16 protein-coding genes and 1 riboswitch are annotated in these 17,978 nt (G+C 50.6%); of the genes, 14 read left to right on the plus strand and 2 right to left on the minus strand.

Translation table 11 applies throughout. The annotated features are described in order from the left end of the window. Positions 1-182 precede the first annotated feature (182 nt). From dauA to QQZ17_RS19435, 9 genes are all read left to right on the plus strand, one after another. Positions 183-1,862, plus strand: a complete 1,680-nt coding sequence (dauA, locus tag QQZ17_RS19395) for a C4-dicarboxylic acid transporter DauA (RefSeq protein WP_152404298.1) — start codon at positions 183-185, stop codon at positions 1,860-1,862. A 146-nt stretch (positions 1,863-2,008) separates the two neighbouring features. Beyond that, positions 2,009-2,500, plus strand: coding sequence for a GNAT family N-acetyltransferase (locus tag QQZ17_RS19400; RefSeq protein ID WP_152406316.1), 492 nt, complete (start codon positions 2,009-2,011; stop codon positions 2,498-2,500). A 179-nt stretch (positions 2,501-2,679) separates the two neighbouring features. Continuing rightward, positions 2,680-2,907: riboswitch (cobalamin riboswitch) on the plus strand. A gap of 220 nt (positions 2,908-3,127) precedes the next feature. Beyond that, the gene (locus tag QQZ17_RS19405) at positions 3,128-4,180 is read left to right on the plus strand and encodes an ABC transporter substrate-binding protein (protein WP_152404296.1); all 1,053 of its coding nucleotides are present in this window, start codon (positions 3,128-3,130) and stop codon (positions 4,178-4,180) included. A gap of 65 nt (positions 4,181-4,245) precedes the next feature. Next, positions 4,246-5,313 carry a FecCD family ABC transporter permease gene (locus tag QQZ17_RS19410; protein WP_152406315.1) on the plus strand — a complete coding sequence of 356 codons (1,068 nt, stop codon included), beginning with the start codon at positions 4,246-4,248 and terminating at the stop codon, positions 5,311-5,313. Next, the gene (locus tag QQZ17_RS19415; protein WP_152404294.1) at positions 5,310-6,125 is read left to right on the plus strand and encodes an ABC transporter ATP-binding protein; all 816 of its coding nucleotides are present in this window, start codon (positions 5,310-5,312) and stop codon (positions 6,123-6,125) included. Before QQZ17_RS19410 ends, QQZ17_RS19415 begins: the two co-directional genes overlap by 4 nt. Positions 6,126-6,136: 11 nt before the next feature. Beyond that, the gene (locus QQZ17_RS19420) at positions 6,137-6,577 is read left to right on the plus strand and encodes a pseudoazurin (protein WP_152404293.1); all 441 of its coding nucleotides are present in this window, start codon (positions 6,137-6,139) and stop codon (positions 6,575-6,577) included. A gap of 14 nt (positions 6,578-6,591) precedes the next feature. Then, entirely contained in the window at positions 6,592-7,143 is a 552-nt protein-coding gene (gene petA / locus QQZ17_RS19425; protein WP_152406314.1) for a ubiquinol-cytochrome c reductase iron-sulfur subunit, read from the plus strand. A gap of 1 nt (position 7,144) precedes the next feature. After that, a complete protein-coding gene (locus QQZ17_RS19430) occupies positions 7,145-8,284 on the plus strand; it encodes a cytochrome b (protein WP_152404291.1) in 1,140 nt (379 codons plus the stop codon). Between the two features lie 2 nt (positions 8,285-8,286). Next, positions 8,287-9,093 carry a cytochrome c1 gene (locus tag QQZ17_RS19435; protein WP_152754376.1) on the plus strand — a complete coding sequence of 269 codons (807 nt, stop codon included), beginning with the start codon at positions 8,287-8,289 and terminating at the stop codon, positions 9,091-9,093. Between the two features lie 69 nt (positions 9,094-9,162). Here QQZ17_RS19435 and ychH read toward each other — a convergent pair whose 3' ends face one another. Beyond that, the gene (gene ychH, locus QQZ17_RS19440; RefSeq protein WP_042318582.1) at positions 9,163-9,441 is read right to left on the minus strand and encodes a stress-induced protein YchH; all 279 of its coding nucleotides are present in this window, start codon (positions 9,439-9,441) and stop codon (positions 9,163-9,165) included. A gap of 275 nt (positions 9,442-9,716) precedes the next feature. On the opposite strand from ychH, the gene pth reads away from it, so the two are divergent. The 5 genes from pth (at position 9,717) to QQZ17_RS19465 (ending at position 15,603) form a co-directional block, all read left to right on the plus strand. Further along, a complete protein-coding gene (pth, locus tag QQZ17_RS19445) occupies positions 9,717-10,301 on the plus strand; it encodes an aminoacyl-tRNA hydrolase (protein ID WP_152404289.1) in 585 nt (194 codons plus the stop codon). Between the two features lie 116 nt (positions 10,302-10,417). Further along, positions 10,418-11,509 (plus strand): redox-regulated ATPase YchF, encoded by a 1,092-nt coding sequence (ychF, locus tag QQZ17_RS19450; RefSeq protein WP_046481078.1) that lies wholly within the window; start codon positions 10,418-10,420, stop codon positions 11,507-11,509. 396 nt (positions 11,510-11,905) lie between these two features. After that, positions 11,906-12,835, plus strand: a complete 930-nt coding sequence (melR, locus tag QQZ17_RS19455) for a transcriptional regulator MelR (protein ID WP_152404287.1) — start codon at positions 11,906-11,908, stop codon at positions 12,833-12,835. 98 nt (positions 12,836-12,933) lie between these two features. After that, the gene (nhaC, locus tag QQZ17_RS19460) at positions 12,934-14,382 is read left to right on the plus strand and encodes a Na+/H+ antiporter NhaC (protein ID WP_152404285.1); all 1,449 of its coding nucleotides are present in this window, start codon (positions 12,934-12,936) and stop codon (positions 14,380-14,382) included. A gap of 51 nt (positions 14,383-14,433) precedes the next feature. Beyond that, entirely contained in the window at positions 14,434-15,603 is a 1,170-nt protein-coding gene (locus tag QQZ17_RS19465; protein ID WP_152404283.1) for a MalY/PatB family protein, read from the plus strand. A gap of 146 nt (positions 15,604-15,749) precedes the next feature. Here the strand turns inward: QQZ17_RS19465 and QQZ17_RS19470 are convergent, their stop codons facing one another. Continuing rightward, positions 15,750-17,423, minus strand: coding sequence for a methyl-accepting chemotaxis protein (locus QQZ17_RS19470; protein ID WP_187696617.1), 1,674 nt, complete (start codon positions 17,421-17,423; stop codon positions 15,750-15,752). Between the last annotated feature and the right edge of the window lie 555 nt (positions 17,424-17,978).

Consider the following 17,978-nt stretch of genomic DNA (forward strand, 5'->3'; position numbering starts at 1 on the left):
GGATGCATCGAGGCGGCAAGCGAATGAGTTCCCGGGAACGTACCGGTAGTACGTGACGGGGGCGAATGAAGGCAGCCAACAAAGAGACAATCGGAAGGATGAAGTGGAATGACTTAAGCCTCCTTCACCTGCCAACCAGCCTATGAGTTGACAGATGATGCGCTCATGGATGAAACATTATTGTGAACAGAATTTTTTCCTCACATGTGATGCCTTTCCGCGCCCTCATCGACGCTTGTTGGAAAGAAAAATATACCGCCTCGCGGTTTAGCCGTGATGTGATTGCCGGGATCACCGTCGGGATTATTGCCATCCCGCTGGCGATGGCGCTGGCTATTGGGAGTGGCGTTGCGCCGCAGTACGGACTCTATACTTCCGCTGTGGCAGGGATAGTCATTGCCTTAACCGGGGGGTCGCGTTTTAGCGTCTCTGGTCCAACCGCCGCATTTGTGGTGATCCTCTACCCCGTTTCGCAGCAGTTTGGACTTGCTGGCCTGCTGGTGGCGACGCTGATGTCCGGGGTTTTTCTGATCCTCTTTGGCCTGGCCCGCTTCGGTCGCCTGATTGAGTACATCCCGGTTTCAGTGACCTTAGGTTTTACTTCAGGGATTGGTATCACCATTGGTACCATGCAAATCAAAGACTTCCTCGGTCTGCAGATGGCCCACGTACCGGAGCACTATCTGCAGAAAGTCGGCGCGCTGTTTATGGCCCTGCCGACCATCAACCTGGGTGACGCCGCCATCGGCGTGGTCACGCTGGGTACCCTGATTTTCTGGCCGCGTCTGGGCATTCGCCTGCCAGGTCACCTGCCCGCCCTGCTCGCCGGTTGCGTCGTCATGGGGATTGTCAACCTGCTGGGCGGACATGTTGCGACCATTGGTTCTCAGTTCCACTATATTCTGGCCGACGGCTCACAGGGCAATGGGATCCCCCAACTGCTGCCGCAGCTGGTGCTGCCGTGGAACCTGCCGGATTCTGATTTCACCCTGAGCTGGGATTCCCTGCGCGCTCTGCTTCCGGCGGCGTTTTCTATGGCGATGCTGGGGGCGATTGAGTCTCTGCTCTGCGCCGTGGTGCTCGACGGAATGACCGGTACCAAACACAAGGCCAACAGTGAACTGATCGGTCAGGGGCTGGGTAACATCGTCGCGCCCTTCTTCGGCGGGATTACGGCAACGGCGGCGATTGCCCGCTCGGCGGCGAACGTCCGCGCTGGCGCTACCTCCCCGATTTCCGCTGTGATCCACGCGCTTCTGGTGATCATGGCGCTGCTGGCGCTGGCGCCACTGCTCTCCTGGCTACCGCTGTCGGCGATGGCGGCCCTGCTGCTGATGGTGGCGTGGAACATGAGCGAAGCCCACAAGGTGGTGGATTTACTGCGTCACGCGCCCAAAGACGACATCATTGTGATGATGATGTGTATGTCGCTGACGGTGCTGTTTGACATGGTCATTGCCATTAGCGTCGGGATTGTGCTGGCCTCGTTACTGTTTATGCGTCGTATCGCGCGCATGACGCGACTGGCCGCGGTGAACGTTGAGGTGCCAGAGGATGTGCTGGTGCTGCGCGTGATAGGCCCGCTGTTCTTTGCCGCGGCTGAAGGATTGTTCACCGATCTGGAGTCGCGCATTGAAGGCAAGCGCATAGTCGTGCTGAAGTGGGATGCGGTGCCCGTGCTGGATGCCGGGGGCCTGGATGCCTTCCAGCGCTTTGTGAAAAGATTGCCGGAAGGATGCGAACTGCGCGTGACAAACGTGGAATTCCAGCCGCTGCGCACGATGGCGCGCGCCGGTATTAAGCCGATTCCGGGACGCCTGACGTTCTTCCCGAACCGCGACGCGGCGCTGGCTGATTTGTAATCTCTGGCGGTTACCGGTCTGTTCCTGTACGGGCCGGTAACATTTTCCACTCTGCCCGCTGGTTTTCCTCGCCTGAGTTGTTATTATCCGTTTTCTGTTCCTGTGAATAAGAGTGGCAGTTCGTGATTCCCTTTACCTTACGTGAAATGACCGGAGATGATATTCCGGCGGTTCAGTTATTTCTGACCCAGCATTTGAATGAATTCTTTGCTGCTGGAAGACCTGTTCCTTCTGCCGGACAGGATGTTTTTCATCTGCAACAGCAGTATATTCAGCAGGAGCGGAATTTATTGCTTTGCGCCTGGAGCGAAAAGCATGAACTCATTGCTACCCTGGCCGTCTGCCAATATGACGACCGAATAGCTGAACTTCGCGGGCGTTATATTTTGAATGAAACGGCGGAAATTTGTCGCTGTTATGTGGACAAACGCTATCGCAGAAAAGGTATTGGCCGTCAGTTACTCGCTTTTGCTGAAACATTTTGTGAGCAGCACCAGTACACCCTATTATACTTGCATACCCACCATTTTTTACCGGGCGGATATTCATTCTGGAAACGTAATAATTTTCAGGTGGTGATGGATATGCATGATCACTGGCAATTAGTGCATATGGAGAGATCACATAAATTGGCATGACTAAGAATATTAATTGATCAATGTCAATCAATTCTCATTTAGCTTTTCATTACTACGTTTCGCTATCCCGAATTTTATTATCCACAAAAATGTTAACTACTTGAAATATATGAATTAAACACTCATATATCCGATTACGCCCTCTCTTCACCCGGTGATTGATCTTGTTAACAAATGCCGATACAGTCCTTTCCGACAGCATTTCATTACACCAACATTGTAGTGAATAGGAATATGGTGCGGATTATTCTAATCTTATGCCATAACTGCCCCCGCAACTGTAGGCGGATGCAGAATATCCTCGTGCAGCATATTTTGTTGCAGGTCACTGTAAAGCGAATCTTTATGGGAAGGCCGATATTCTGATTACCGTGAGTCAGGAGACCTGCTGTCAAATTTATGCTCCATTGAGTGGACGGGATGGTCCATGGGATGATTTATTTGACATAAGTCACTGTGAAAAGGTGAATCAGTTTTCTGACTGAACCACATACTTTCTTTATTTGCATAAAGTCATGCATAAATTTCACGATGTTATGTCATCTATCGTCATGAACTCTCCCGATATAAGGAACGACATAATCCATGACCAGACGTTCAGATTCTGGCATGAACGGGATGATAATAATGCACGCAAATTTTACCTCTTTACCTTATAAAAAAACGCTTCTGGCTGTTGCTGGTGCCGCGCTGTTTCTTACCTCAGGTCTTTCTCATGCTGCAAAAACGGAATATCCATTGACGATTAAAAACTGTGGTCGGGATATCACGTTTAACGCAGCACCAAAACGTGTTGCCACCGTGGGACAAAACAGTACAGAGATCCTGTATGCACTGGGTCTGGCTGACCGCGTGGTGGGAACGTCGCTGTGGTTTGGACCGGTTCCCGATGCCTGGAAAGCGGCAAATGACAAGATTGCCGTGATTGCGCAAAACATCCCCAGTTTCGAAGGCATCATTGCCAAAAAACCGGATCTGGTCGCCAGCCAGTTCGAATGGCAAATCGGCCCCGCCGGTACCGTGGCGTCTTATGAACAGTTCAGCGAATTGAAGGTCCCGGTCTATACCGCACCGGCTGACTGCGCGAAAGATAACGAAGATGGTGGTGATGGCGTTCGCAAAGGGATGTTTGATATCGCGATGGTCTATCAGGAAGTCGCCGACTTAGCGACGATCTTCGACGTTCAGGATAAGGGTGACGAACTGATTGCCAGCCTTAAAGCGCGCGAAGCGGCAGCGAAAAACAAAATCGCCGGGATGGACAGCAACGTCTCCGCCGTCTTCTGGTTCTCCAGCGCCGACCTGCAACTTGATCCTTACGTCGCCGGGAAATTGGGACCTGCGGCCTGGATTGCGCAAACGCTGGGCGTCAAAAACGTCATTGATTCCGCCGAAGAGTGGCCGACTGTCGGTTGGGAAACTATCGCGAAAGCCCAGCCGTCGGTGATTGTGCTGGGGGAAATGAGTCGTCGTCGTTTCCCGGCCGATGACTGGCAGGTGAAAATGGATTACCTGAAATCCGATCCGGTCACCCAACTGATCCCCGCCGTAAAAGCCAATCATTTACCCGTGATTGACGTGCAGACCATGAATGCCGGTATCAGAACCATTGACGGTGTTGAAAAGCTGGCGGATGCCCTGGTTGAGTACGGCTTAGCGCATCCTCAGGCCGCGCATTAATCCTCGTTTTGCGCCAGACCCCGACGGGTCCGGCGCGTTTTATGCACTCCGAAACGCAGGTCACTATGAGCGATTTACGCAGGACGCGTCACGCCGTCAGTCGGTTAGCGGTCAATGTTTGCGGTCACGCCCTCTGGGTTAGCGTGCTGATGTGCGGTGTCCTGCTGGCGGGGATCGCCATTGGCGAGACGTTTATTCCCTGGCAGCACGTGCTCAACACGCTGGCAAACCGTTTGTTTGATACTCACTATCCGGTTGATGCGCTGGACGCCGGGATCGTCTGGAACTATCGCCTGACCCGAGCACTGGTTTCTGCCAGTTGTGGCGCTTGTCTGGCCGTGTCGGGCGTGGTTTTACAGTCATTACTGCGTAATGCACTTGCCGAGCCCTATCTGTTGGGCATTTCAGCCGGCGCGTCTACCGGGGCGGTGCTGGTTGCGCTGACCGGACTGGGCGCGGGCATGATAAGCATGTCGTTCGGCGCATTTATTGGCGCCCTGACCGCCTTTCTGTTTGTAGCCCTGCTGGCCGTCGCAGCGGGCGGCAGGCAAGGTGGTGGCATAACCACGCAAATCATTCTCGCCGGTATCGCCAGTTCACAACTGTTCAATGCGCTGACTTCACTGATCATCACCCGCTCCGCCAACGCGGAACAGGCGCGCGGCATTATGTTCTGGTTACTCGGGAATCTGAGCGGTGTCCGCTGGCCGGACGTGATACTGGCGGTCCCCACCGCGCTGGCTGGCGTCGCGATATGCTTTTGCTATGCCCGTCATCTGGATGCCTTCTCCTTTGGCGCAGAGTCCGCAGCATCGCTGGGTATTCCGGTGAAACGCACCCGCGGCGTGCTGATTGCCGCCGTGACCGCTATGACGGCCATTATGGTCTCCATCGTCGGCGCCATTGGCTTTGTGGGACTGGTGATCCCTCACGCCGCCCGCCTGCTGGTGGGCAATCAGCATCATCGGCTGCTGCCCGTCAGCGCGCTGATCGGCGCGATTTTCCTGATCGTCGCCGATGTTATTTCTCGCACGCTGCTCCCCGGACAAGTTCTGCCCATCGGCGTTATCACGGCGCTGGTCGGTGCGCCCGCGTTTTCAATTATCCTGATCAGAGGAAACCAGGCGAAATGACCGTTAATCCTGTACCGACTCCCGTTGCGGCTGGTGAGGCCATCATTCAGGCGCAGCGTCTGCACTGGCAGGTGAAAGGCAAAGTGATTGTCAATGATGTCTCACTCAGCGTAGCGCCGGGTGAGTTTGTCGGCATTATCGGCCCTAATGGATCCGGTAAAACATCGCTGATTTCGCTGCTGGCCGGTCTGCTGAAACCCTCAGCCGGTCACATCCTGTTGCAACAAAAGTCGCTTCACCACTATTCGCGCCGTCAACTGGCCCAACAGGTTGCACTGGTTGAACAGCAGGCGGAAACCAGTGAACGCCTGACCGCGCTGCAGGCCGTCTCACTGGGACGCACTCCGTGGCTTAGCCTGCTGAATCCGTGGTCGGAAAACGATGACGACATCGTCCAGACCATGCTGGAGAAAGTCGATCTTCAGCATCTTCGCCACCGCTGCTGGCACACCTTTTCCGGCGGCGAGAAGCAACGTCTGCACATTGCCCGCGCCCTCGCGCAGCAGCCACAACTGTTACTGATGGACGAACCCACTAACCATCTCGACATTCAGCATCAGATTGGCCTTCTCAGTCTGGTGAAACGCGAAAAGCTGACCGTTGTCGCCGCCCTCCACGATCTCAATCATGCCGCCATGTTCTGCGATCGCATCATCGTGCTGAACGCCGGTCGTCTGGAAATGCAGGGCCGTCCCTGCGCCATTTTCACCCGCGACAATCTCCGCGCCTGGTTTGGTATTGACGCCATCGTCGAACGCGATCCCCACGGCGCTAGCTGTTTTATTCGTTATCAAAAGCCTGAAGGAACTTAAGGAAGATCCCCATGAAATATGTCAAACAGAGCCTGAACGCATTGTGTCTGCTGGCCCTCACCGCCTCCGCTTTCTCGCAAACTCACGAAGTGCTGATGAAGAATCGCGGTTCAGCGGGACCCATGGTCTATGAGCCGGACTATCTGGAGATTCAACCCGGCGACACGGTGAAGTTTATCCGTAAGCATAAAAGCCACAATGCCGCCTCAATTGCTGAGCTGTCTCCTGCGGGGTACCCGGGATTTATCGGCAAAATCGATGAGGAGATCGCGGTGAAATATGACGACGCGGGATTCTACGGCATTAAATGCACCCCGCACTATGCACAAGGAATGGTGATGCTGATCAAAGTTGGCAACGCCACTCTGCCGGACACCTACCGCGAGTTTAAAGCCCCCGGGATCGCCGATAAGCGCTTCCAGGAGATCTATTCGCGCATTGATAAACAGTAAGGGAGAGCGCTGTGGTGGTGGAGAACAAACCGTCAGATGATGATATTCAGGAACAACGACGCAACTGCCTGTGTAAATTGACAAAATTTGCTGCCGCGGCGGGGGTGACCGCCGCCGTCTGGCCGCTGATTTCCGCACTAGGCCCAGACGAAACGGCCCGCGGGGAAAATGAGCCGATAGACGTCTCACTGGCGGGTGTCGCCGCCGGGCAAACCGTCAGACGCCTCTGGCAGGGAAAGTTAATCCTCATCCATCACCGCACGCCGGAAGAGATTGCCGCAGCCCGTACCGGCGACCACAGCGTGCTTATCGATCCGCAGTCGGACAGTGAACGGGTCACGCCAGACCATCCGCAGTGGCTGGTCGTTCAGGGATACTGCCCACATGCCGGCTGCGTACCCAATGCCAGGCCCGGCGGACAGGGCTGGGTTTGTCCGTGCCACGGTTCGGAGTTTGATACTTCCGGACGGGTCACGCGCGGGCCCGCAACGGCCAACCTGGCGGTTCCCGAGTACGCCTTTCACCCCGATGGCCTGACCGTGCGAATTGGCGCTAAGGACGCGTGAGATGATCCGTTGGCGCATTCCTTTCCCACGCTCCATCGCCGGTGTATGGCTATTCGCCATCGGCGCGATCCTGTTGGTAATGCTCGGGATACAGATACTGACCGGCATCGTGCTGGCGATGTTTTACGTCCCAACGGCAGAACTGGCGTTTGATTCCATCATTCACATCATGCGCGCAGTGAGCCACGGAGAACTGCTGCGCAATATGCACGCCATCGGTGCATCGCTGTTTTTCTTCGCCTGCTATCTGCATATTTTCCGGGGCATGTATTACAACGTCTACCGCAGACCGTATGTGACGATGTGGATGATTAGCGTCACGCTTTACGTGCTGCTGATGATCACCGCGTTTCTCGGCTACAGCCTGATTTGGGGGCAAAAAAGTTACTGGGCGGCGACGGTCATCACCCGTTTCGCCCGCGCCATTCCGGTAGTGGGAGACGGACTGTACACCTTCCTGGTGGGCGGTTATGCGCCTGGAACCCCCACGCTGGGACGCTTTTACGTTCTGCACTTTATTCTTCCCTTTGCCGTCGTGGTGATGACGATTTTCCACGTCCGCACGGTACAGTCGGCATTTGCCCACGCGATGAAACGGACCTTCAGCGAAAAGGCATCACGCAGTCTGTTCTTTGATTACCGAATCACGGATTCTGATGCCATCAAAATCACGCTGTTTCTGATGCTGTTCACCTGGTTTTTGTTTTTCGCGCCGCATTATCTGAGTAGCGCGGATAACTTCATCCCGGCGGATCCCACGGTCACTCCGGCAATTGTCGCCCCGGAATGGTACTTTCTCCCGTTCTTTTCCATTCTGCGCTGTTTTCCAGATGAACGCGTCGGGCTGGCGGCCATGTGCGGCGCGGTACTGATCTTCTACATTCTCCCCTGGCTGGATACCTCCCGCGCGCGTTTTCGCCACTACAGCAAATGGGTGAAAGGGGGTTTCTGGCTATGGGTGCTGAACCTCTGTTTTCTGGGATGGTTGGGATCGAAAGCGCTGGTTGGCCCCGATCTGACGGAAGGCATTCGTAATGAAGAGGGCTGGATCCGCGCGGCATCGCAGCTGTCGACACTCGGCTATTTCGCCTGGTTTTTACTGGTGCTGCCCTGTCGGCGTTTTCTGGAAAAGCAGGACTGAAGATGATAAGACAATTATTCAGATACAGCATGCTGTGGATGGTATTCTGCGTGATGGGGTCGGTATTTGCACAAGACGCCGTACCGACACGACAGGACTGGCGCTTCAGCGGCCTTGCCGGTGAATATGATAAGGCGCAACTGCGGCGCGGTTTGCAGGTCTATGAAGAGAAGTGCCGGGCCTGTCACAGCATGAAATACCTGACGTTTCGCACACTGACGAAACCCGGTGGCCCGGAGCTGACGACAGAAGAGGCGAAAAGCCTTGCCAGCGGCTATGTATTCCCGACTATCCAGGATGACGGTCAGCCCGGCGAGCGGGACGGCACCCTGAATGACAGTTTTATTTCGCCTTACCTGAATGAGCAGGAAGCGAGATATCTGAATAACGGCGCCCTGCCCGTGGATTTGAGTTATATCGTTCGCGCCCGTACGTACGATCGCGGCTTTCCGCAATTTCTGCTGGACGCGTTTATGCCCTACTCTGAGCAAGGGGCGGATTACCTCTTCGCACTCTTAACCGGTTACCTGCCCGACGATCCGGAAATGAAAGCCAATCGCTACTATCCGGGTGGCGTGATTAACATGCCAAAGCCGCTGGCGGATGGCGAAATCGAATGGCAAACAGACGCGCATGTCGCGCAAACGGAAGAACAGTACGCACGGGATGTGACGGCCTTTCTGGTTTGGGCAGCCGATCCTGAACGGCAGACGAGAACACATCAGGGAATTTACGTGATGGGCTATCTCACCGTGATACTGGCGCTATTGTGGATGTTACGACGAATGAAAAGACGCGCACAAAACTAAGCGCGAGAAAGAAACCGCACTCTGACCAGTCAGCCTCATGCTGGCTGGTCATTATCTTGCAGCTAAGCGTTAGCTGTGACGACGATTATCGTTACGACGGCAACGTTTATCGTAGTGGCGCACCCACCAGTAACGGTCGCTGACCTGCTCATGCCCCCCTACGCGGGCACCCGCCAGCCACAGAATGGCACCGACGAAGATACTGAGCACTGCGCCATGAGCGAAAAATTGTGGCAGGTTAAATTGCGGCAACTGGTTTAAAATGGAATAACCCACGCCACCCACCATGACCACTAGCCCCAAACCCATGAGAACATTACCGAGTAACGAAGCGTTTTTGCGTTTCATATGTCACCTCCGGAACCTTTGGGTTGCTTCAGGGAATACCCCTAATCCTTATGTGTAAAGTATAGACAACACACCGCTTTGGTAGTGCGCCTGCGATCACAATTACCAGCCATTATTCAACAAAACTTTACAAATAACCCCCTGAACATCTTGACTTTCCAATAATCAATGTTGGCAATTATTCAGTTTTCGTGTGAAGTCACACGGTTCTTTGTCAAGCGGGACGACAGACAGTAAACTACGCGCCAGTTATTGAAACACTCAGGATAGAAAACGTGACGATTAAACTGATTGTCGGCCTGGCGAACCCCGGCGCTGAATATGCAGCCACCCGACATAATGCGGGCGCATGGTACGTCGATTTACTGGCAGAGCGGTTGCGCGCCCCCCTGCGCGAAGAGCCGAAATTCTTCGGCTACACCTCCAGAGTCAGTCTGGAAGGTGAAGATGTCCGTTTGTTAGTTCCCACCACGTTTATGAATCTGAGCGGCAAAGCGGTCGGCGCGATGGCGAGTTTTTATCGCATCAATCCTGATGAAATTTTAGTGGCCCACGATGAACTGGATCTTCCGCCTGGCGTGGCGAAGTTTAAACTCGGTGGGGGTCATGGAGGACACAACGGGCTGAAAGACATTATCAGCAAGCTCGGCAATAACCCTAACTTTCATCGCTTACGTGTCGGAATCGGCCATCCGGGCGACAAAAATAAAGTTGTCGGCTTTGTGCTAGGCAAACCGCCTGTTTCTGAACAGAAGTTAATTGACGATGCAATTGACGAAGCGGCGCGTTGCACTGAGTTGTGGTTCAAAGAAGGTTTGACCAAAGCAACGAACCGATTGCACGCCTTTAAAGCGCAATAAGCAGTGATGTGCGGCATTTTTGCCGTACGCCGTGTATAATAGGCAGAGTTATTTCCATTTCTACAATCTGTTCTCTGCAACAGGTTGATTATCAAGATATTAAGGTGATTTAAATCATGGGATTCAAATGCGGTATCGTCGGTTTGCCCAACGTCGGGAAATCCACCCTGTTCAACGCGCTGACCAAAGCCGGTATTGAAGCGGCAAACTTCCCATTCTGTACGATTGAGCCGAATACCGGCGTCGTGCCGATGCCCGACCCGCGTCTGGACCAGTTGGCTGAGATCGTCAAACCGCAGCGTATCCTGCCGACCACAATGGAATTTGTTGATATTGCCGGTCTGGTTAAAGGCGCATCCAAAGGTGAAGGTCTGGGTAACCAGTTCCTGACCAACATTCGTGAAACCGAAGCGATCGGCCACGTGGTTCGCTGCTTCGAAAACGACAACATCATTCACGTATCGGGCAAAGTGAACCCGGCGGAAGATATTGACGTTATCAACACCGAGCTGGCTCTGGCGGATCTCGATACCTGCGAACGCGCAATTCACCGCGTGCAGAAGAAAGCCAAAGGCGGCGATAAAGATGCGAAAGCCGAACTGGCGGCACTGGAAAAATGCCTGCCGCAACTCTCTGAAGCCGGCATGCTGCGTTCTCTGGATCTGACGGAAGAAGACAAAGCGGCGATCCGCTACCTGAGCTTCCTGACTCTGAAACCAACCATGTATATCGCTAACGTCAACGAAGACGGTTTCGAGAACAACCCATATCTCGATCAGGTGCGTGAAATTGCCGCGAAAGAAGGTTCCGTCGTGGTTCCGGTTTGTGCAGCTGTTGAAGCCGACATCGCCGAACTGGATGATGACGAGCGCGACGAATTCATGCAGGAACTGGGGCTGGAAGAACCAGGCCTGAACCGTGTGATCCGTGCTGGTTATAAGCTGCTGAATCTGCAAACCTACTTCACCGCAGGCGTGAAAGAAGTGCGTGCATGGACCATCCCTGTCGGCGCGACGGCTCCGCAGGCAGCGGGCAAAATCCATACTGACTTTGAGAAAGGCTTTATCCGCGCACAGACCATCGCGTTTGACGACTTCATCACCTACAAAGGTGAACAGGGCGCGAAAGAAGCCGGTAAGATGCGTGCCGAAGGGAAAGATTACATCGTTAAAGATGGCGATGTGATGAACTTCCTGTTCAACGTCTAAAGAAATTTGTTGTCTCATGAGGTTTCATTGAGCCTCATGAAGATTAATAAATCTTATAAAATCCACGCAATTGCGTGGATTTTATATTTTCAATACCCCCCTGAATTCCTCGCTGAACGCTGCTCTTCGTCATATTGTTCATCTTCACATCAACGGGTAGACGTCCCTGCCCCCCCTGATCTGTGATTTGCCTGAAATGCAGCAAACATCAACGTCAACATCACTTGATGACCTATTTTCTCCTGGAAACTCAGATCGCTAATCAGTTACACATAAATCTGAGTTTCCGGGAATAAATTGTATGGAATGTAGGTAAAGTCGGGAGTGTTTTCAGGTAAGCTTTAAAAAAATGCTTCACAGAGAATGTTCTTTGGCTGTTGATCTGGAGTGATGGCTATGGCGGATAAAAACTTCCCACGGTTACCGTATGATCCCCATATGTGCCGTAGTTATGACAAGCAAACCAAAAGTCCTCTGGCCTTGTATTCCGAGTCACAGAAGATGGATATCGAACTTCGTGCTCCGCTGGCAATGTCATACAGTCACTGGCATGGACAGATTGAAATCAATATCCCATTCGATGGTGATGTGGAGTATTTGATCAATGATGAAGCGATCAAGATTCATCAAGGACATGTGACGTTATTCTGGGCCTGTACACCGCACCAGTTAACCGATCCGGGTCACTGTCAGAAAATGGCGATTTTTAATCTACCTATGCACTTATTTTTATCGTGGCCTTTGGATCGAGAGTTGGTTAATCATGTTACGCACGGCCGAGTAATACAGTCCCAGGCTGTGCAGCAACTCAGCGTCATTGAGGTCCAGCGCTGGCAACATGAACTGAACAGCAAAAGCACCCACATTCGTCAACTGGCTATTGATGAGATTGCGCTGATGCTGAAGCGTTTTAGTTTATCCGGTTGGGCTCCGGTATCAGTCAGTAAAGCGTCTTATACACTTCTGAATGGTACCTCGCGACATGCTCAATTTTATGTCAGCCAAATGCTCGAATTTATTGCTGCAAACTGTGATAAACAACTCACGGTAAACGATATCGCAGACCACGTGAAGTTAAATGCTAACTACGCCATGGGAATATTTAAAGGAGCAATGCAATTGTCTATCAAGCAATACATTATGGCCTTACGTATTAACCATGTGCGTGCATTATTAAGTGATACCGATAAAACAATTCTGGATATTGCAATGCTAGCAGGTTTTACGTCCAGTAGTCGATTCTACAGCATTTTTAAAAATCATGTTGGTATGGCACCCAAAGAGTATCGCAAGCTTAGTCAGGAGCGCAGATATCAGTCGATATAATCACCAGGAACATCTATGATTGTTTAAAAAGCATTAGCGAACACACATCTATTTCTGAACCTCTACCCATATAAAATAGCATCAGGAATGCAAAAAAAATGATATATAATAAGCTAAAAGATAAGCGACAGCCTTCTTTTTTCTGGTCGCTGTTCCCTATGATCGTCATGCTAACTGCAATAAGCATTGGATATTTTGTATTTGATATTCGTGCGGAACCCATGATTCTTTTAGGTACAGCCGCTGCCTCATTTGTCGCTATTGCTCACGGTTATACGTGGGACGATATACTGAATTCGATTTGTGAGAAAATTTCTGAAGCCTTGCCTGTTATTTTAATTGTGGCAAGTATCGGTTTTTTAATCGGAGCATGGATGGTATCAGGGACGATACCGATGATGATATATTACGGACTTAAAATCATTAATCCGCAATACTTTTACATCTCTGCATTCTTTTTAGGAGCACTCATTTCTGTATGCACTGGTACCTCGTGGGGATCAATGGGTACAATCGGTATTGCTATGATTGGTGTGGCCATTGGCCTGAATATACCGTTAGCAATTGCCGCAGGCGCAATTGTTTCAGGATGCTGGTTTGGGGATAAATTATCACCTGTTTCAGATTCCACAAACATGGCTGCATTAGCAGCAGGTGTCAATTTATACTCCCATATTGGGCATCTGCTCTGGACAACTGGACCCGGTTTTATTTTGTGCTGCATCGTTTATGCGTATATGGGACTCAATATCGACACAACCGCAACAACGCCAGACACCATTATTGTTTTGATGACGTCAATCGCAAAAGTCTATCATTTCAATATCCTGCTTCTGTTGCCGCCTGTTATGGTGCTTTACGGCTCCCTGACCAAAAAACCCCCTATTCCTATGCTCTTTCTTTCCACGCTGGTATCGGTAATCCTGGCTCTTGTAGTTCAGTCATTTGCTCCGTCGTCGGTTGGCGAATCTGTGGTGAGTGGATTCCGATTAAGCATGGCTGAGGGAGCGAATATTGCTTCTTTGTCTTCAGATCTTCCACGTCTGCTGGAACGAGGTGGCGCAATCTCGATGTTCAGCAGCTTCGTTACGGTTTTTAGTGCATTCAGTTTTGCAGGCGCCATGAGTGCGACAGGCTCACTTCACACAGTCATCCGGGCACTGACAAAAGGAGTAAAATCAACGTTCAGATTGGTATTAACAACGATTGTGTGCGCCTTTACTATTTGTGCCTGCACTGCAAATGGAACATTACCTTTGCTGCTGTGTGGTGATGCCTTCAAAGAGGAATATAAAAGACGAGGACTGGCAACAAAAAATCTTTCACGAACAACGGAAGATGCTGGAACGGTGGTTGAGCCGATTATTCCATGGTCAGCTTCCGGGGTGTATTGTGCCACCATGCTGGACGTGGCCACACTCGATTATCTTCCATGGGCTATTTTATGTTACAGCGGTGTGTTCTTTGCTTTACTGTGGGCGGCCACGGGTATTGGCATTGCACGCTATGAGCCGAATGATGATCCTGAATATACAACAGCTTCCTGATTTACAGAGAGTATTACCGAAATTAACCTAAAAGATATCGGTGTAATAAATATGTCTTTATTTGATAGTGTCATCGACAGAGATCCTGTTAGCCGCAAAATCGGACAAATGAAAAAAATGTTCGGCACGGAAGATATCATCCCGTTATGGATTGCAGATATGGATTTCAAAACCCCACAGGCTATTCAAACAGAACTGGCTACGGTTTTATCTCAGCCTGTGCAGGGTTACAACATGGATTATCCGGGCTGGAAGGAGTCTGTCATTCACTGGTATCAAAAACAGTATGACTGCCTGCTTAATGAGGAATGGTTACATTTTATTCCCGGCGTGATAAAAACGGTGGTTTTAACTCTACTAGCGCTGACGGAGCCTGGTGATAACATACTGACGCTCACTCCGGTATATGATCCATATCGGAATTTTGTGCCTGGTAGTTATCGTCATTTACTCCAGTCTCCGCTCATTGAGAATGATGGAACCTATGATATTAACTGGGATGATTTCAGAGAAAAATTGAAAAAATCCAAACTATTTTTGTTCGTTTCCCCACACAACCCCGGCGGGGTTGTGTGGGGCAGAGAGATACTTTTAAAGATAAAACGTTTTTGTCACGAAGAAGGCGTAATTGTCATCTCGGATGAAGTGCATTGCGATCTAACATTGACAGATAAAAAGCACATCCCCTTTTTTAATATCGATGACGATATGGAAAACCAATCTGTCGTCCTGCACTCCACGGGCAAAACATTTAATACGCCAGGGATTCAGGGCGGGTTTATGATTATAAAGAACCGGCAATTACGAGATAAACTCTATCGTTTTCTTGACCGCTGTCACCTCGCGGAAACCAATTATCTTCAGCAGTCAGCTATATTTTCAGCGTACACCTATTGTGACGACTGGTATCAGGAGTTACGAGTCTACCTCGCTGGAAATGTTAATTTTGTGAAACAATCAATTGAACGCTACTGCCCTAAAATCTCAGTAATCTATGGCGGGGCATCTTATTTATTATTTTTGAATGCTGAAAAACTGGGGTTGGATGACGAAGAACTGGCCTCATTTTTCATTAAAGATGCACAACTGGGCCTTTCTCCTGGAATTCAGTACGGTCCTGGCGGGGAGAAACATATGAGGATCAATGTGGGATGTTCTCGTTCAGTCCTGGTTCAGGCAATGGAAAATCTTAAGTCAGCATATAGCACGCTATCTGGCTAACAGCGTGAGGTAGGATCCTGCTTTGAGTGTGAGAACCGGTTTGAGAACGCCGGCACAACATCAGGCTGTAGTGGCACAGTAAATTTGTCCACCTGATTAAACGATAAAATCCACGCAATTGCGTGGATTTTTCATTTTTATAGTGCTCAGAAAGTTTCCCAGTTGTCTGTTTCCGAAGCTATCTTTTTGGACAACACATATTTTTCGCCATTATTCCTTTCCCTCAGGTGACTAACACGTTTTTCTGAGGCCATGTTTGCGGCTTGTTTTCCTTCCTCATTCAGACTGAACACGCTGACCATATCCTGGAGTACACGGGATTGCTCCAGCATTGAAGAGGCTGCGGCGGCTGACTCTTCAACGAGCGCGGCATTCTGCTGTGTGGTGGTATCAATCTGTCCCATCGCACTGTTGATTTGAGCAATCCCATCACTCTGCTCCCGGCTCGCTTGCGCGATTTCCTCAATCAGTTGAGTCATGTTCTGGACGTTGGTAACAATTCCCGTCATGCCGCCATCTGCTTTTTCAACCAGGTTGCGGCCAGAGGCAATTCGGGAGACAGAGTCATCGATCAATTCCTTAATTTCACGAGCCGCTGACGCACTGCGTTGCGCCAGTGTACGGACTTCTCCAGCCACCACAGCAAAACCACGTCCGGACTCACCCGCTCGCGCGGCTTCCACTGCAGCATTCAGCGCCAGAATATTGGTCTGGAAGGCTATACCATCAATAACCTGGATGATGTCAGCCATTTTTGATGAGGAATCGTAAATTTCCTGCATTCGGGAAGACACTTCACTCATCACTGCGCCATTCTGTTTCACGACAGATGCTGTCTCACTCACGTAACGATGCGCCTGCGCCGTATTTGCTGCTGTATTGTTAATCGTTGCCGTCAGCTCTTCCAGAGTCGAGGCGGTCTCTTCCACTCCTGCCGCTTGCTCTTCCGTGCGAGATGCCAGATCGGTGTTACCACTATTAATTTCAGCCGCGGCTAACGCTATGCTGTCGGCCCCTTCACGGACTTTGCGTACTGTATTACGCAGACTCTCCGTCATTTCCCTCAGGGAGAGCATCAGTTGTCCAAGCTGGTCTCGGGATTCCACTTTAACCTCGATGCCCAGATTACCGGACGCCACTTCCCGGGCCACATGAACGGCAGACAACAATGGGCGAGTTATCCCGCGAGTGATAAACCACGCCAACAGACTGCCGACGAGAATAGCGATGACACCAAGAACAATCAGAGCCTGAATTGCTGCCGAGCCATTCCCCTGAATGGAATCAGCGGCTTCATCAATTTGTGCTTTATCGTAATCTTCCAGTGCTTTTACGCTGCCGGAATAGACCTCCATGGCGGGAATGAGTTTCTCGCGAATAAATGCATTGGTGGCGTCACCATTCCCTTGTTCGCTGATGCGAATCGCCTCATTGCGAATATCAATGTACAGTTTTCTTTTATCAGCCACGGTCGCCAGGAGTGACTTACCCGTATCAGAGACAATTAATTCTGTCAGTTCCTTCTGAATGGCACTCACGCGCTCTGTCACCACTTTCATTTTTGACTGGGCAAATTTTTTAATTCCCTCATCAGAGGAAGTCAGCACAGACAGCCCCATCGCGCCGTTATAGTCAATTGCCGCCCCCCACGCTCCCGTGAGTCGCTCCAGAACCAGCAACCTGTCCGTAATAGCATGGGTCTCCTTCAATATGCCGTTTAATTTAACGATACCCGTTACAGCCATAATAACGACAAGGGTGAGAACAATACTGAAGCCAGCCCCCATTCGGGTACCAACACCAAAATTATTTATTTTCATCTGCTGTCTCATACAAAAAAAGTCACCTTTTCCCTGCCACCCGGTGAAAAAATCAGAACAATACCGGGAACGTTCCACCCAAGGACGGAGTCAAGCTAACATATTGAAATTGATCATGTTTTGAACATGTGCCAGCGTATCTATCGGCAGAAAGGGAGAGGACTTTAACGTGTTCATTATCTCAAAAAAACATTGACATTCTGAAACAAGACGGGAACTCACGCGCAAAGCAAACCGTATCATGTTGTTTTTTAATTGAAAAAGACAACTCTATGCTTATCTCATAATTTACAAACTGGAAACAAAAGAATAAAAAAACAACAACCGATTCCATATTAATCTAAAGATAACAACTTAACCAATACCCATTAATTGCATAAAGAATAATTAACATTGATATTAATACAGTCCAATAAAAATAAATCACCACCATTATTAAATGACAGGCTTTAATCAATTGAAAGTTTCAGAAAGGATGGACTGATATTTTTACGCCACACACCTGAATTGATTATCATCTGTCACCAGAAAATCCCCCTGGGTGTAGCGTGCGTT

Source organism: Citrobacter sp. T1.2D-1 (genome assembly GCF_950098555.1).
Classification (GTDB): domain Bacteria; phylum Pseudomonadota; class Gammaproteobacteria; order Enterobacterales; family Enterobacteriaceae; genus Citrobacter_A; species Citrobacter_A telavivensis.